Annotated in this window: 14 protein-coding genes; 13 read left to right on the plus strand and 1 reads right to left on the minus strand. The window is 39.5% G+C overall.

Annotated features, from left to right (window positions below; all coding sequences use genetic code 11):
• The first annotated feature begins 427 nt into the window (after positions 1-427).
• From BFM96_RS07045 to BFM96_RS07075, 6 genes are all read left to right on the plus strand, one after another.
• Complete coding sequence (locus BFM96_RS07045; protein ID WP_068992206.1) at positions 428-700, plus strand: hypothetical protein; 273 nt, start codon at positions 428-430, stop codon at positions 698-700.
• 60 nt (positions 701-760) lie between these two features.
• Positions 761-1,888, plus strand: a complete 1,128-nt coding sequence (locus tag BFM96_RS07050; protein WP_068992208.1) for an ABC transporter permease — start codon at positions 761-763, stop codon at positions 1,886-1,888.
• Between the two features lie 6 nt (positions 1,889-1,894).
• Complete coding sequence (locus BFM96_RS07055) at positions 1,895-2,503, plus strand: ATP-binding cassette domain-containing protein (protein WP_068992210.1); 609 nt, start codon at positions 1,895-1,897, stop codon at positions 2,501-2,503.
• A gap of 305 nt (positions 2,504-2,808) precedes the next feature.
• Positions 2,809-3,750, plus strand: coding sequence for a C39 family peptidase (locus BFM96_RS07060; RefSeq protein ID WP_068992213.1), 942 nt, complete (start codon positions 2,809-2,811; stop codon positions 3,748-3,750).
• A gap of 255 nt (positions 3,751-4,005) precedes the next feature.
• Positions 4,006-4,800 (plus strand): hypothetical protein, encoded by a 795-nt coding sequence (locus BFM96_RS07065; protein WP_068992216.1) that lies wholly within the window; start codon positions 4,006-4,008, stop codon positions 4,798-4,800.
• A 602-nt stretch (positions 4,801-5,402) separates the two neighbouring features.
• Positions 5,403-6,026: an ATP-binding cassette domain-containing protein gene (locus BFM96_RS07075; RefSeq protein ID WP_068992222.1), complete on the plus strand. Its 624-nt coding sequence runs from the start codon at positions 5,403-5,405 to the stop codon at positions 6,024-6,026.
• 107 nt (positions 6,027-6,133) lie between these two features.
• On the opposite strand, the gene BFM96_RS07080 is transcribed toward BFM96_RS07075, so the two are convergent.
• On the minus strand, positions 6,134-6,304 hold the full coding sequence (locus BFM96_RS07080; RefSeq protein WP_068992225.1) for a DUF3042 family protein: 171 nt from the start codon (positions 6,302-6,304) through the stop codon (positions 6,134-6,136).
• Between the two features lie 83 nt (positions 6,305-6,387).
• Between BFM96_RS07080 and miaA the strand changes: the two genes are divergently transcribed.
• The 7 genes from miaA (at position 6,388) to recJ (ending at position 14,065) form a co-directional block, all read left to right on the plus strand.
• Positions 6,388-7,293 carry a tRNA (adenosine(37)-N6)-dimethylallyltransferase MiaA gene (miaA, locus tag BFM96_RS07085; RefSeq protein ID WP_068992228.1) on the plus strand — a complete coding sequence of 302 codons (906 nt, stop codon included), beginning with the start codon at positions 6,388-6,390 and terminating at the stop codon, positions 7,291-7,293.
• 145 nt (positions 7,294-7,438) lie between these two features.
• Positions 7,439-8,677, plus strand: a complete 1,239-nt coding sequence (gene hflX / locus BFM96_RS07090; RefSeq protein WP_068992231.1) for a GTPase HflX — start codon at positions 7,439-7,441, stop codon at positions 8,675-8,677.
• Positions 8,670-9,293: a cystathionine beta-lyase gene (locus BFM96_RS07095; RefSeq protein WP_068992234.1), complete on the plus strand. Its 624-nt coding sequence runs from the start codon at positions 8,670-8,672 to the stop codon at positions 9,291-9,293. Before hflX ends, BFM96_RS07095 begins: the two co-directional genes overlap by 8 nt.
• 10 nt (positions 9,294-9,303) lie before the next feature.
• Entirely contained in the window at positions 9,304-10,233 is a 930-nt protein-coding gene (gene rnz, locus BFM96_RS07100) for a ribonuclease Z (protein ID WP_068992237.1), read from the plus strand.
• A complete protein-coding gene (locus BFM96_RS07105) occupies positions 10,230-10,985 on the plus strand; it encodes an SDR family NAD(P)-dependent oxidoreductase (protein WP_068992239.1) in 756 nt (251 codons plus the stop codon). The genes rnz and BFM96_RS07105 overlap by 4 nt, the downstream gene beginning before the upstream one ends.
• Before the next feature lie 7 nt (positions 10,986-10,992).
• The gene (locus BFM96_RS07110; protein ID WP_068992242.1) at positions 10,993-11,709 is read left to right on the plus strand and encodes a class I SAM-dependent methyltransferase; all 717 of its coding nucleotides are present in this window, start codon (positions 10,993-10,995) and stop codon (positions 11,707-11,709) included.
• Positions 11,710-11,836: 127 nt separating this feature from the next.
• Entirely contained in the window at positions 11,837-14,065 is a 2,229-nt protein-coding gene (gene recJ / locus BFM96_RS07115) for a single-stranded-DNA-specific exonuclease RecJ (protein ID WP_068992245.1), read from the plus strand.
• Positions 14,066-14,096: the final 31 nt, after the last annotated feature.

Consider the following 14,096-nt stretch of genomic DNA (forward strand, 5'->3'; position numbering starts at 1 on the left):
AAAATGGATTGGTTTTAAGGCTTTTTTGTTTCACTCAATACTGAAGAGAGAATAAAAACCAAAATAACATTTTTTTTAAAAAATAACCAAAATAACATAAAATAAATTGACGGCGCTTTCCAAATATGTTATACTCTTTATATAAGGGGGTAAGGGCAATGAAAAAAATGATAGTGTACTTCGCTTTACTAATTATTGGCTTTGGTCTAAATAATCATAGAGGATATGAGAAAAAATCGTTTGATCCAGGTCACGCATGCTCTGTGGACATAAAAACGCTTAACAGTGGTTGATTATTATAAGTGTTAAGAAAGGAAAATAGGTATGAGATATTCTTTACCAAGTCGGTACAAAAATGGAGATATTTGAAATTATCCTATGGATAATTATTGAAAAGAATGTTTAAGATATAGATAAGGAGGCACATATGATTCAGAAAATTAAGAAAAACTCATTGTTATGTTCGATAGTATTAATTTTGATGGGATTGGGAGCAAAGAATATTGTGTCAGCTATTCAAGTAGCAGAAGTCCTTAATACTCGGTATGAAATTTATCTTGTAATGGGGAATACTCGGACTTCATATACCTATAGAACCATACAATTTAGAAGATATTACACTTCCTATATAACAAGCGAGCGTCGCGACTATGGTATAAATCCAGGTGTTCTTTATACATATCACTATAATACATATTGAGAATGAAGTGGGGGCTATAGATATAGCCTCTACCTTTGTTTTAGGTAGGGAGGGAAAATAATGAAATTTTTTTGTTTTGAATTCAAACGATTTATAAATAATCCCAAGAATAAAATTTGCCTAGTTCTTCTTTTGTTACTTTTCATAGGATTATTTATTTTAAATCAAACAACGTTTCAAAAGGGCTTTTCAGCCTTATCTATAGAGACAAATCAACTAAATCTTCAACAATCCAATCAGTCTGTGGACAATTTAAAAAAAGCAGTAGAATTGAATCCAAATGACAATCAATTAATTCAAGAATTGGAGAGGGCTCAAGAGGAACAAAAAATATTCTTAGAGCAATCAGAAACTTTAAAAAATGAGGATTATGCAGCTTTTACTAATCTACAATATCAACTAGATAGTTCACGACTAGAGCAAATATCTGAAAAAGATTCAGAAGAATATAAAAAGTTAAAAATAAATCTAAAATATTATGAATCTGTAAAAGGAGTAGCTGGCTCCCCTAGTCCATATATAAACAGTACGGATGAGTCTGCTTTTACTATAGGAAGTTCTATGATGGCCTGGTTATCATCAACTGTTATTTTTGTATTATTGACAGTTTTAGTCTCCGATTCAATAAGTGCTGAAATTGAAAGTTCTCAAATTAGATTTTATCATTTAATGGGTGCTAAGAATCCTAAAAATTTATTACTTAAATTATGTGTTCCAATTGTAGTTACCTTTTCACTAACCATAATGATTTTCTTTTGTCTGTATATTATAAAAGGAATGATGAACAGTTTTGGGACTTTGGAGTATCCATATTTAACGATTGATGGTGATATACTACCAATTTGGAAAGTGACGTTGTATACAATAGTGCTATATTTGGTATCTTTATTATTTATTGCCTCTTTGGGTCAATTTTTAGGTCTGGTATTCAAAAAAAGCTTAGTTGTCATTGGATTGATTGTAGTTTGTCTAACGAGTTTTATGACATTGTCGCAAGAAGAATGGTTTCGCCCTTTTAAAAAGTTTTTTCCCTTCGAATATCTAGGCTATGGTCAAGTAGTTAATGATAAACAAATTCTTCCTCAACATGCTGTTTTAATTGGCGTATGTTACCTATTGATATTTAGTTTTTTGTTTATTGTAATTTCAAATCATCTGTATAAAAATTATTATTACAGGAAAGGATGAAGAGCAATGAAAGGAATAGATGTCAGAGATATCACAATAGATATTTTCGAGAATTTAAGTTTTAGTATGCCGAGTACAGGATTATATGGGGTGATTGGACAGAATGGTGCTGGAAAGAGTACCCTTTTTAGTATGATGTCTGGTGAAATTAAGATTCCAAAAAAGAATATGAGAATTGGGAAAGTGTCCTATATTCCTAGTTTAAATATTTTTGATAAATATTTGACAGCCAATGACTATGTAAAGGTATTATCGTTAAATGAACAGAAGCGATTTCATAAAAATCTTAAGCAAATGGGTGGAGCAACTTTCTTTGGCAAAAAAATAGGAAAATATTCTTTAGGAATGGGAGAATTATTTTGTTTTATCTATGCTCTATCCATAGAAAGCGATGTGCTGATTTTAGACGAATTGCTAGATGGTTTGGATGAACAGAGGAGATTTGCAGCCTACGAATTATTGAAACATTATAAGAAAGAAAAATTGATTTTATTGACCTCTCATAATTTATCAGAAGTATTTAAAGTAAGTGATGATGTTTACTTTTTGGAGGAAGGGAAATTGGTCATCGTAGATGGGCTAGAAACTGCCCAGAATAAAATATTATCTACATAAGACTATCATTATTAATTCAGATAAAAACAATAATTAACGATGTTTCCTAAGAATATTATATTTTTTGCATAGGGAGTGAGAGCAATGAAAAGAATAATATCTCTCGTATGTTTATCACTCTCTATTGTCTATTGGTTGAAACCGTAAGGGATTCAAACGACAGTATAATCTTAAACTCAGACAAGGGTATTTTGTGGGTCCAGTATAAAAGGGATGAGAAGGATATCCCAAAAGGGGAAGTATTTTCAAACGAGAATTCAGTCATGCGATTTCACTCATTTTAACGCCGAATAGGAGGAAACTTTATGAAAAAATCAATGTACTCTATTTTTCCTTTATTACTTTGTTCGATTCTGATTTCAGGGTGTGGGGAGCGGTCTAATTCTTCTGTCAGTCAAAGTGCGAAACAACAAGCTTCCGTCTCTACTGTGCATGTAGAGACGGAAGCAAAGTCTTCTGCAAAAGTTCAGTCAACTTCATCCTCATCCGAAACTTCTGGTGTTCAAGATAAGGCTCGAATTTCTAATAGTGATACAATTGCTAGTTCCGCAAAAGCTCCTTCCCTAGTTGATCTTCGAGAATTGGCTGATCTGAAGGCTGGCTTAGAGGATCCGAAAGTATTAGCTGGTTTAAATGCAGGAGTTGATTTATCAACCCCAACTACAAGTGAAGCCAGCAATCCAGCATCTGGTCAAAAGCATGTGCTGACTGTAAAAGGGCAAATTCAACAGGTATGGAATTATTGTGCCCCAACAACTGTTAGCATGATGTTAGCTTCCCGCGGGATAGAAGCCAATCAGTTCCAATTAGCAAAAGAAATGGGGACGTATGATCCTTTTGGCACGCATAATAAGGATGCCATCCGTATTTTAAATAAATATTTATTTGGTTATGAATATCCGAGTGCCCAGCAACCAGGTTATCGCCTAGAAACTGTTCGGAATGCCAGCAGCCAATCAGAAGATATGAAAAAATTTAAGCAGCGGCTTATTCAGAATATCAAAGATGGCTACCCTATGTATTATACATTTGATGTTTCTAAAGTAAATCCTGGAAAATCAGGAGAGCACAATGTGATTGGGATTGGCTATCTAGAAACACCCGATGGTAAAGATATTGAATTGCTATACTATTTGGACCCATCTCCGATTGTCCAAGATCCAGTCTATGGCGGTCTGAAAACCATTACGCCGGAGGAATTATTGGCAGCGATGTTGACCTGCGAAGAACCCAATTATGCTTGGTAATCCATGTTTGGGAAATTTATTTCTCAAACATTCCCAGATTATAAAGATGGAATATTCAATGTGAAGTTCCCTCAAAAATTAGATTGTGTGTCTAAGTTTTGAGGGAACTTTCGTTTTTGATTGAGAAGTTTATTTTATCCACTTGCCCTCTATAGTTCAGAGAGAAGCATTAAAAAATCAAAAGATTAATATATAAATATTTGACAATTTTTTATAGGTTTGATAGAATGAACGTAAAAAATAGGAGGTTCACAGATGAGAATTCGTTTGAGATTGTTTCCGTTTCGTTCTTTAATCCTACTTATTCCTTTGCTGCTACTAGTCCTCATTTATAAGGATGCCATTCTCGATTGGTTTATATTTGATGTGAATGCTCCCGATTTGGCGGGGATGGATGCTCAGGCTCTAAAAATTCATATCTTCAAAAATTTACTTTTTTTGGACAACACTCTATTTTTCTACAATTTTTATCAATCCTTTATGTTTCCGATGATAGCGGTCGTGATGGCGTATGAATATCGCTATATCAATGAACGCTATCTTCGTTATAGAATTGGCAGGACGAAAGATTATGAAATAGCTCGGCGTTCTCTCAAGTTTCAACTAACGGCTTATCAAGTGGGGATTTTTCTCAGTGTTTTGTCTTGCTTGCTGCTTGTCGCTTTCTTTTGGGGCAGAGTCGCCATGGAAGGTTTACCTAACTATTTTGCCCAAAATTCTGTTCTGCGACTCTTTGGCGAGCATACATGGCTTTATCTCATCTTTTATAGTGTTGTGAAAGTGGTGGCCATTATGATGAATAGTTGGCTTGTATTTGCCATGGTGGATTATTTTAATCATTTTATCAAAGCAAGTTTGTTCTATCTTATCTTTATATGGGCTCTGTGTCCGTTATTGTACGCTTTTTTACCCTTTTATCTCGTTCCCATGTCAAGCTACATGATAACGTCCTACGGAGGAATCAATTTGCCCATTGTATTCCTACCCTATACATTGTTTATCTGTCTAATAATGTTTATGAAAGTTACCAAAAAATATGAAGTTTTATAGAGGATTGCCTTTTATCGTGAAAAGCCTTTTTAGTGCCTTCTTTATTTACACGATATTTACAAAATTTAATGTTTACGGGTATCGGGATTTGGTATTGCTCATAAGGGAACAACTCTTAAATCCATTTTTGAAAGCAGAAGGAGAGCAGCTGAGTTTTATCAAGGTGATTAGTTTGTTGGGACTATATTTTAATAACTTTTACTATTTAATTTCGATGGTATCGGATTTGAGCAGTGGAGCAAAAGAAATCATTTGCTACCATTCGGAAAGTCAAATGGGATTTGATTTAAAAGTACTTAAATTGCTTAGTTATACTTATTTTCTTGAGTACGCTACACTGATATTGAGCTTGTTTGGCATTTCTTGGCTCTTATTTCATCAGCTAGATTTGTCACCATCTGTTCTAGCTCTCTTGTTTTCTTGGTTCTTAGTTGACGGAGTTTTTGCTTGTTTAACAGCCTTGATAAGCTCGTCTTCAGTTCTATCCTTGCTTTTATTTTTTATGCTAAATTTAGTCAGGTATTTCTTATTACCTTATCCCTACATCCCAGTAGTAGTAATGTGCCTGATTTTCTATATACATTCCAGGAAGGAGATGCTTGATGTTAAAAATTCAAAACGGTTGTAAGCGTTATAAAGGACAAGAAGTTTTAAAAGATATTAATTTAGAATTTCTTGATGGGCATATTTATGGTCTAGTTGGGATCAATGGCTCGGGGAAAACCCTTATTTTAAAAGCCTTGGCAGGCTACATCACATTAGATCGAGGTTTTGTTCAGCAAGATCATATCAAGATTCGAAGTCGTCGCAATTACATAGAAAATGCGGGTATTTTGATTGAAAATCCCCAATTTATCTCCCATCTAAGTTTGTTGGAAAACTTAGAATTGATTGCCTCCATCAGCCAGAATCGAAAAAAGATTGATCTGGATAGGTGGATTCAGCTTTATCAATTAGAAAAATTTAAACATACCCTTTTTAAACATCTTTCCTTGGGAACGAAGAAAAAGATGGCTTTAATTCAAGCCTTCCTCCACAATCCTGCTATTTTACTTTTGGATGAACCTATGAATGCCTTGGATGATGCAAGCGTGCGTGTCACAAAAGAGCTGCTTATGGAGTACAAACAGGACAGGTTAGTGATTTTAACCTCTCACATCGCCCAAGACATTGAAGACCTTTGTGATACGGTCTATACGGTTTCTGATGGGCAAATTGTCTGTTGATACCTATTTATAAGAGTGGTAGGACACATCCCTTTTAAAAAGAGAGCTAGGCATTTTTTGAATATGAAAAAAGTAGAGGTACTCCCCTACTTTTTTTGATGAATAAATTAATGTGAGACGCGACGGCGTGCAGCTTTTTTGCGGTTTTCTTCGATGAAGGCAGCTTTTTGCTCTTCTGGCTCAATCACTTTCTTTTTGATGGCATAGACCGCACCTGCAACAGCTGCAACTGTTCCAGCGACACCTGTAAGCAAACCTTTTGCAAAATTTTTAGCCATGAGTTTCCTCCTTTATAAGAACTTCATTTTTTTGTGTTATAATATATACTAACGAAAAAATAAAATTTTTTCAAGGAAAAACGATGAAAACAAAAATAATTGTAATTGTAGGTCCAACGGCGGTTGGAAAAACAGCCCTAAGTTTAGACTTGGCGGAGCGATTTTCAGGGGAGATTATCAGCGGAGATAGTCAACAGGTTTATCGGAATCTCGATATCGGCACTGCTAAGGCGACTAAGGAAGAACAGGCTCGTGCTCCCCATCATTTGCTTGATGTGCGAGATGTGACAGAAGGCTATTCCGCCTATGATTTTGTTGCAGAAGCTAGGCGGGCGATAAAGGAGATTGTAGGACGTGGAAAACTGCCTATTATCGCTGGAGGGACGGGGCTTTACCTGCAAAGTCTGCTAGAAGGCTACCATTTGGGAGGAAAGGTTTCTCACGAGGCGATACTAGCCTATCGCAAGGAGCTGGAGTGTTTGTCAGATGAGGTTTTATTTGAGAAAATAGCAGAGCTGGGGGTGGAAATTCCCCAAATCAATCGCCGTCGTGCGATGCGTCAACTTGAAATTGCTCATTTTGGTCAAGAGTTAAAAAATCAAGAACCAGCCTATGAAGTGTTGCTGATTGGTTTAAACGATGAGCGCGCTCGCTTGTATGAGCGAATCAATCAGCGAGTGGATGACATGATGGAGCAAGGATTGTTAGAGGAGGCAAAATGGCTCTATGACACCTATCCTGATGTTCAGGCTGTCAAGGGAATCGGTTACAAAGAGTTCTTCCCTTATTTTAAGGGAGAAATAACCCTAGAAGAATCTATCGAATGCCTCAAGCAAAATACGAGACGCTTTGCCAAACGCCAGTTAACCTGGTTTCGCAACCGCATGCAGATCCCTTTTTATCAGATTTCAGAGCCAGATTACAAGGATAGGATTCACCATCAGGTAGAGAGATTTTTAAAGGAAAAAGGACTGGAGCATCTTGATTGACCGAGTATGGGGACGCGTATCAAAAAGATGATGAATGAAACGTTGAAATAGCTCCCTATGTTTATCTTGTGGCAAAGAAGCGATGGACAAGTGTTCTAGGCTTGTCAGGAAATATTCCTTGGAGAGTTTGAGAGTGAAGAGAGAAATGATAGAAACGAAACAGCAAGAAGAACGGGTGCTTCTGGTCGGTGTAGAGCTCCAAGACAGCCACCATTTTGAGATGTCCATGGAAGAGCTGGCCAGCCTTGCAAAGACCGCAGGGGCAGTGGTCAAAGGGAGTTACACCCAGAAACGAGAGAAATATGACAGTAAAACCTTCATTGGTTCGGGAAAATTAGAAGAAATCAAACGTATGGTTGATGCGGATGAAATTGCAACGGTGATTGTCAACAATCGCTTAACCCCACGCCAAAATGTCAATTTAGAAGAGATTTTAGGGGTGAAGGTTATCGATCGTATGCAGTTGATTTTAGATATCTTTGCCATGCGAGCCAGAAGTCATGAGGGGAAATTGCAGGTGCATTTGGCTCAGCTGAAATATCTCCTACCAAGGCTTGTAGGGCAAGGGATTTTACTGAGTCGTCAGGCTGGGGGAATTGGCTCCAGAGGGCCTGGTGAAAGTCAGCTAGAGTTAAACCGCCGTAGCATTCGCAACCAAATTGCTGATATCGAGCGTCAATTAAAGGTCGTGGAGAAAAATCGAGCAACGGTTCGTGAAAAGAGATTGGAATCCAGTGTTTTCAAAATTGGTCTTATCGGCTACACCAATGCTGGGAAATCAACGGTGATGAATGCCCTGACTACGAAAAGCCAATATGAGGCAGATGAGCTTTTTGCAACCTTGGACGCCACGACTAAGGTAATTCATCTGGCAGGTCACTTGGATGTGACTTTGACAGATACAGTGGGATTTATCCAAGATTTGCCGACGGAACTTGTCAGTAGTTTTAAATCCACGCTGGAAGAAAGTAAGAATGTGGACTTGTTAATCCATGTGATTGACGCAAGTGACCCTCATCACGAAGAGCATGAGGAGACCGTCTTTTCCATCATGAAAGAGTTGGATATGCTGGATATTCCGCGTCTGACTCTCTACAATAAGCAGGATAAGGCAGAGAATTTCACCCCTACGCAGACGCCTTATCACCTCATTTCTGCTAAGGAGGACAATAGCAGAGCTGTCTTGCAGGACTTGATTGTCGAGAAGATAAAAGAACTCTTTCAGCCGTTTCGGATTCAAGTGGGATTTGAAAAAGCCTATAAAATTCATGAATTAGAAAAGATAGCCTTGCTTGAAAAACGTGAATATAAAGACGATAAAGAAGAGATTTCTGGCTATATCGCAGAAAAAAACAAATGGAAATTAGAGGAGTTTTATGACTGATTATATCCAGTTAGCCCTAGATTATGGCGGTTTTACTAGTCTAGATCGGGTGTATCTAGCCAATCGCTTAAAAGAGTTGAAGGAGGAGGAAAAATTGCGTTTTGTGACCCCTCCCCCTTCTGTTCTCAATGCTTATTTTGCAGAACTGTATCAGAAAAAGAGTCCGCTTGAGGCGACGTACTATTTTTTAGACGTTAGCAAGGCCTTTCAATTGTGGAATGAAGAACCAAGTTTTAATGAGGAAAAGCCCTTTATTCGCTTGAATTTATCTGGGAAATCCTATGGTTTTTGCTATGAAACAGAAGAGCTAGCCCGAGTCTTTCCAGAAAAGAAAGAAGCGATCAGTCCTGAGTTGTGTTTTGAGATTGCTCAGATTTTTCCGGACTTTTTAGTCTATGAGGAGAACGGAAAGATTTATTTAGAACTAGCTCCTCAGGAAGAAATCATCCGAGAAAGACAGGAGTTGACCGCCTTGACGAACTTGGAACTCTTAGCAGATGGGCATACAAAATTAGTCGGCTATAACCAAGAGGAATTGGTCACTTTGGCGGCGAACTATGAAGGTAACTGCTATTATCGTTCGCAAAATCGTTTAGCAATGCTATACATAAAATAGAAGGGAAATCATGGAAGTACAATTTTTAGGAACAGGGGCTGGTCAGCCCTCCAAAGCACGCAATGTCTCGAGTCTCGTTCTCAAATTATTGGAAGAAATTAACCAAGTTTGGATGTTTGATTGTGGCGAAGGGACCCAGCAGCGGATTTTGGAAACGACGATTAAGCCTCGGAAAATCACCAAGATTTTCATCACCCATTTGCATGGGGATCATATCTTTGGCTTGCCAGGATTTCTCTCAAGCCGAGCCTTTCAGGCAAATGAAGAACAGACAGATGTAGATATTTATGGTCCTGTGGGCATTAAAAACTATGTTTTGACCAGTCTCAAAGCTTCAGGGAGCCGCTTGCCTTATCGCATCCTATTTCATGAATTTGATGAGCATAGTCTAGGAAAAATTCTGGAAACGGATAAATTTACAGTCTATGCGGAGCAGTTGGACCATACGATTTTCTGTGTGGGCTACCGTGTGATGCAAAAGGATTTGGAAGGGACTTTAGATGCCGATGCCCTTCGTGCAGCAGGTGTTCCTTTTGGCCCACTTTTTGGCAAAATCAAAAATGGTGAGAATGTCCGTTTAGAGGACGGGACGGAAATTATTGCCAAGGATTATATTTCTGCACCACGTCCTGGTAAAGTAGTGACCATTTTAGGAGATACTAGAAAGACAGATGCTAGCGTCCGTTTGGCTGTGGCAGCGGATCTCCTCATTCATGAATCGACCTATGGCAAGGGAGATGAAAAAATGGCACGGAGCCATGGTCATTCGACCAATATGCAGGCAGCTGAAGTAGCTAAGGAAGCAGGAGCCAAACGACTGTTGCTCAACCATATCAGTGCTCGCTTTTTATCCAAGGACATCAGTAAAATGCGTAAGGATGCAGCTACGATTTTTGAGCAAGTGCATATTGTGAAAGACTTAGAAGAGATTGAAATATGAGGAGAATTGTCATAACAGGAGCAAGTGGTGGTCTTGCCCAAGCGATTGTAAAACTTCTGCCAGATGACCAGCTGATATTGATTGGACGGTCCATGAAACGGCTAGAGGAGCTGTATGGCACCCTAGCAAACTGCGATTTGGTTGAACTAGAGATTACCGATAGTGAAGCGGTGGAGCGTTTTGCAGAGAAATGCCGCATCCACTATGGTCCCATCGATATTTTCATCAATAATGCAGGCTATGGTTTGTTTGAAGATTTTGACAAGATTTCTTCTCAAGACATCGAAGAGATGTTTCGGGTCAATACCTTTGCTCTGATGAATTTATCTCGGTTGTTTGGACAGCAGATGAAGGAAGTGAGAAAGGGGCAGATTATCAATATTGTCAGTATGGCAGGCTTGATTGCAAGTGCGAAGTCCAGTTTGTATTCGGCAACCAAGTTTGCGGCGATTGGATTTTCAAACGCCCTACGTTTGGAATTGCGTCCCTATCAAGTTTTTGTAACGACCGTTAATCCAGGTCCCATCAAAACAGCCTTTTTTGAGCAAGCAGATCCCGAAGGCACTTATTTACAGGCGGTCAAAGCCTATCTGCTGGAGTCAGACTTGGTTGCCCAAAAAATCGTTGCTAGCTTTGGCACTAAAAAACGTGAAATTAACCTTCCTTGGCTGCTTCATCTGGCGTACAAATGCTATACTTTGTTTCCCCGTTTGGGAGATTTTTTAGCCAGTAATCTTTTTAATTATAAGTGAGGTTTTGATGGATATAAAAGCTTATCAAGCACATATTGCCCAGCCTTGGGGGCAGATTTATTACCAGATTTTATTTGATCAGCTAAAAGAAGTGAAGGGAAAGACTGTTCTTGACTTTGGCAGTGGTTTTGGTCACGTGGCTCAGTTTCTAGCACGGGAAAATCAAGTTCTGGCTATTGAACCAAACGAGGAGATGATTGACTCGCGCGTGGTAGACCCTCTTTATCCCTATCAGCAGGAGCAAGGAGGCTTTGAGGCGTTGGAACAGTTAGCTCCAGCATCTTTTGATGTGATTATTTGTCACAATGTCCTAGAATATGTGGATAATCCAAGCCAGTATTTACATGCTTTTCATCGACTTGTAAAAGACGATGGTCACCTTTCACTTGTTAAGCACCATGAGGTGGGACGCATCATGCAGACAGCAGTGTTTGAATGCAATATCCCTAAAACCATGGGCTTTTTGGCAGGCGAACACTACCAATCTCACACTATGGGGCTGGCCAAGGCCTATAAGATTGAAGAGGTATTGCCTAAGGATACCTTTGTTCTGGAGGATTATCAGGGAATTCGCACCTTTTATGGCCTGCAACCCAACAGTGTCAAAACAGATCCCCATTGGCTTAAGGAAATGACGGAGTTAGAGTTGGCCGTTTCTAGTCAATCTCCGTATCGGGACATTGCCGCCTTTCAGCATCTTTGGCTGAGAAAGAAGGAGAGGTAGCCTTACTCCTTTCTAAAAAGATGGAGAAATATGAAGCAAAAAGCAAGAGTCAGCCATTTTTCCGATTTGGTCTGGCTCCTTTTTCGTGGTATAATAGAAACTAGATTTTAAGAAACAAAGGAATACGATGATTACTTCGAAATATGATTGGCAGTTAGCGACGACCTTCTCGGATGAGGCTTTTTTGAAAATGGGGAAAAAAGCAGGTCTCGAACCTGCCGTTGCAGCTCTCCTTTATCAACGGGGCATTCAGACAGAGGAAGCTTTGAAAGCCTTTTTAGAGCCTGATTTAAATCAGCTTCATGACCCCTATCTGTTAAATGACATGGAAAAAGCAGTGGAGCGGATTCGTCAGGCGATTTCCGAGGGCGAGCAAATCTTGGTCTATGGTGATTACGATGCAGATGGTATGACCAGTGCTTCTATCATCAAGGAAACCTTAGATGAGTTGGGGGCGGAATGCCAGGTCTATCTGCCCAATCGCTTTACAGATGGCTATGGTCCAAATAAGAGTGTCTATAAATACTTTATTGAACAAGAAGGAATTTCACTGATTATCACTGTTGACAATGGGGTGGCTGGGTTAGAGCCAATTGCCTTTGCTCAAGAAGCTGGGGTTGATGTGATTGTGACTGACCACCATGCCATGCCAGAGATTCTGCCTCAGGCCTATGCTATTCTTCATCCTGAACATCCGGCTGCTCACTATCCGTTTCAGCATTTAGCGGGTTGTGGGGTAGCGTTTAAGCTAGCCTGTGCCCTCTTGGAGGATATTCCCTTAGAATTGCTCGATTTGGTTGCCATTGGAACGATTGCAGATATGGTTAGTTTGACAGGGGAAAACCGTGTTTTGGTCAAGTATGGCTTGTCTGTCTTGCAACAAACCCAGCGAATTGGTCTACAAGAATTGCTACATGTCTCTGGGATTGCATCTAGTGATGTCACGGAAGAAACGGTTGGTTTTCAGCTAGCTCCTCGGCTCAACGCCTTGGGGCGTCTGGACGATCCCAATCCAGCGGTAGATTTGCTGACAGGGTTTGATGAAGAGGAAGCCCACGCCATTGCCCTCATGATTAACGAAAAAAACGATGAGCGAAAAGCATTGGTGGAAGCTATCTATGAAGAAGCTAAGGCCATGGTTAAGTCTGAAAAATCAGCCCAAGTTTTGGCGAAAGCAGGTTGGAATCCAGGGGTCTTGGGAATTGTGGCAGGACGGCTCTTAGAAGAACTTCATCAGCCAGTTGTCGTCTTATCCATTGATGGGGATTTTGCCAAGGGGAGTGCCAGAAGTGTTGAAGCGGTCAATATTTTTGATGCACTCGATCCGCACAGGGATTTGTTTGAAGCTTTTGGAGGTCACGCTGGAGCCGCAGGAATGACCTTAAAAGTAGAAAATCTTACTTCCTTATCAGATGTATTAGAAGCATATATTCAGACAGAAAATCTTGATTTAAGCCGTAAAAGTCCTCTTTATCTGGATGAAGAATTGCAGTTGGCAGAGTTGACCTTAGATACCTTGAAGAGCTTTGACAAATTAGCTCCCTTTGGTATGGATAATAAGCGTCCGATTTTTTATATCAAGGATTTGGTAGTAGAACAAGCACGGACGATGGGTCAGGGCAATAACCATTTGAAGCTCAAGATTTTCCAAGATGGGGCAGCTTTTGACGTCGTTGCGTTTGGAAAAGGAAGTCTAGCCATGGAATTTGCACAAGCCAAGCAGTTGGAGTTAGCGGTCACCCTGTCGGTCAATCAGTGGAACGGTCAGACAACCTTGCAGCTCATGATGACGGATGCCAGGGTTAATGGGGTACAATTGTACAATATTCGTGGGCGAAAAGCGACTGTCCCAGAAGGCGTTCCTCAACTCCGGTTTAAAGATGACCAAGTGGAGGTAGGAGATAGCCCAGCCATCGTAGTCTATGATGTTCCAGAAAATCTAGATAGGCTCAAGTCGATTTTACAAACCCAGAATTTCTCCGCTATTTATTTCAAAAATGAAATCAATCCAGCCTATTATTTAACTGGCTATGGCACGCGGGAGCAATTTGCCAAGCTCTATAAAACCATCTATCAATTTCCAGAGTTTGATGTACGCTACAAGCTCGCAGACCTAGCAGCTTTTTTGAAAATTGAGAAAATTCTTCTGATCAAAATGATTCAGATTTTTGAAGAATTAGGTTTTGTGACCATTACAGATGGTGTGATGAAGGTTGAGAAAGAAGCAGAAAAACGAGAGATTGCTAGTAGTCAGATTTACCAAGAGTTGAAAAAAATTGTCAAGGAGCAGGAATTGATGGCTCTAGCCCCTGTCCAAGAAATCTATGATGTTTTAATGGCACCAGATAAATCTTAGACCCTCCATTTCCCATTTTTAGAAAAAATGG

Origin of the sequence: Streptococcus himalayensis, from assembly GCF_001708305.1 — a bacterium.
GTDB lineage: Bacteria > Bacillota > Bacilli > Lactobacillales > Streptococcaceae > Streptococcus > Streptococcus himalayensis.

What these genes read in the sequence shown, in the direction of transcription:
- recJ (WP_068992245.1), top strand. Translation starts at nt 11,837, where the DNA reads ATGATTACTTCGAAATATGATTGGCAGTTAGCGACGACCTTCTCGGAT.
- BFM96_RS07105 (WP_068992239.1), top strand. Translation starts at nt 10,230, where the DNA reads ATGAGGAGAATTGTCATAACAGGAGCAAGTGGTGGTCTTGCCCAAGCG.
- BFM96_RS07080 (WP_068992225.1), bottom strand. Translation starts at nt 6,304, where the DNA reads ATGGCTAAAAATTTTGCAAAAGGTTTGCTTACAGGTGTCGCTGGAACA.
- BFM96_RS07095 (WP_068992234.1), top strand. Translation starts at nt 8,670, where the DNA reads ATGACTGATTATATCCAGTTAGCCCTAGATTATGGCGGTTTTACTAGT.
- BFM96_RS07045 (WP_068992206.1), top strand. Translation starts at nt 428, where the DNA reads ATGATTCAGAAAATTAAGAAAAACTCATTGTTATGTTCGATAGTATTA.
- miaA (WP_068992228.1), top strand. Translation starts at nt 6,388, where the DNA reads ATGAAAACAAAAATAATTGTAATTGTAGGTCCAACGGCGGTTGGAAAA.
- BFM96_RS07060 (WP_068992213.1), top strand. Translation starts at nt 2,809, where the DNA reads ATGAAAAAATCAATGTACTCTATTTTTCCTTTATTACTTTGTTCGATT.
- BFM96_RS07050 (WP_068992208.1), top strand. Translation starts at nt 761, where the DNA reads ATGAAATTTTTTTGTTTTGAATTCAAACGATTTATAAATAATCCCAAG.
- rnz (WP_068992237.1), top strand. Translation starts at nt 9,304, where the DNA reads ATGGAAGTACAATTTTTAGGAACAGGGGCTGGTCAGCCCTCCAAAGCA.
- BFM96_RS07075 (WP_068992222.1), top strand. Translation starts at nt 5,403, where the DNA reads ATGTTAAAAATTCAAAACGGTTGTAAGCGTTATAAAGGACAAGAAGTT.
- BFM96_RS07110 (WP_068992242.1), top strand. Translation starts at nt 10,993, where the DNA reads ATGGATATAAAAGCTTATCAAGCACATATTGCCCAGCCTTGGGGGCAG.
- BFM96_RS07065 (WP_068992216.1), top strand. Translation starts at nt 4,006, where the DNA reads ATGAGAATTCGTTTGAGATTGTTTCCGTTTCGTTCTTTAATCCTACTT.
- BFM96_RS07055 (WP_068992210.1), top strand. Translation starts at nt 1,895, where the DNA reads ATGAAAGGAATAGATGTCAGAGATATCACAATAGATATTTTCGAGAAT.
- hflX (WP_068992231.1), top strand. Translation starts at nt 7,439, where the DNA reads ATGATAGAAACGAAACAGCAAGAAGAACGGGTGCTTCTGGTCGGTGTA.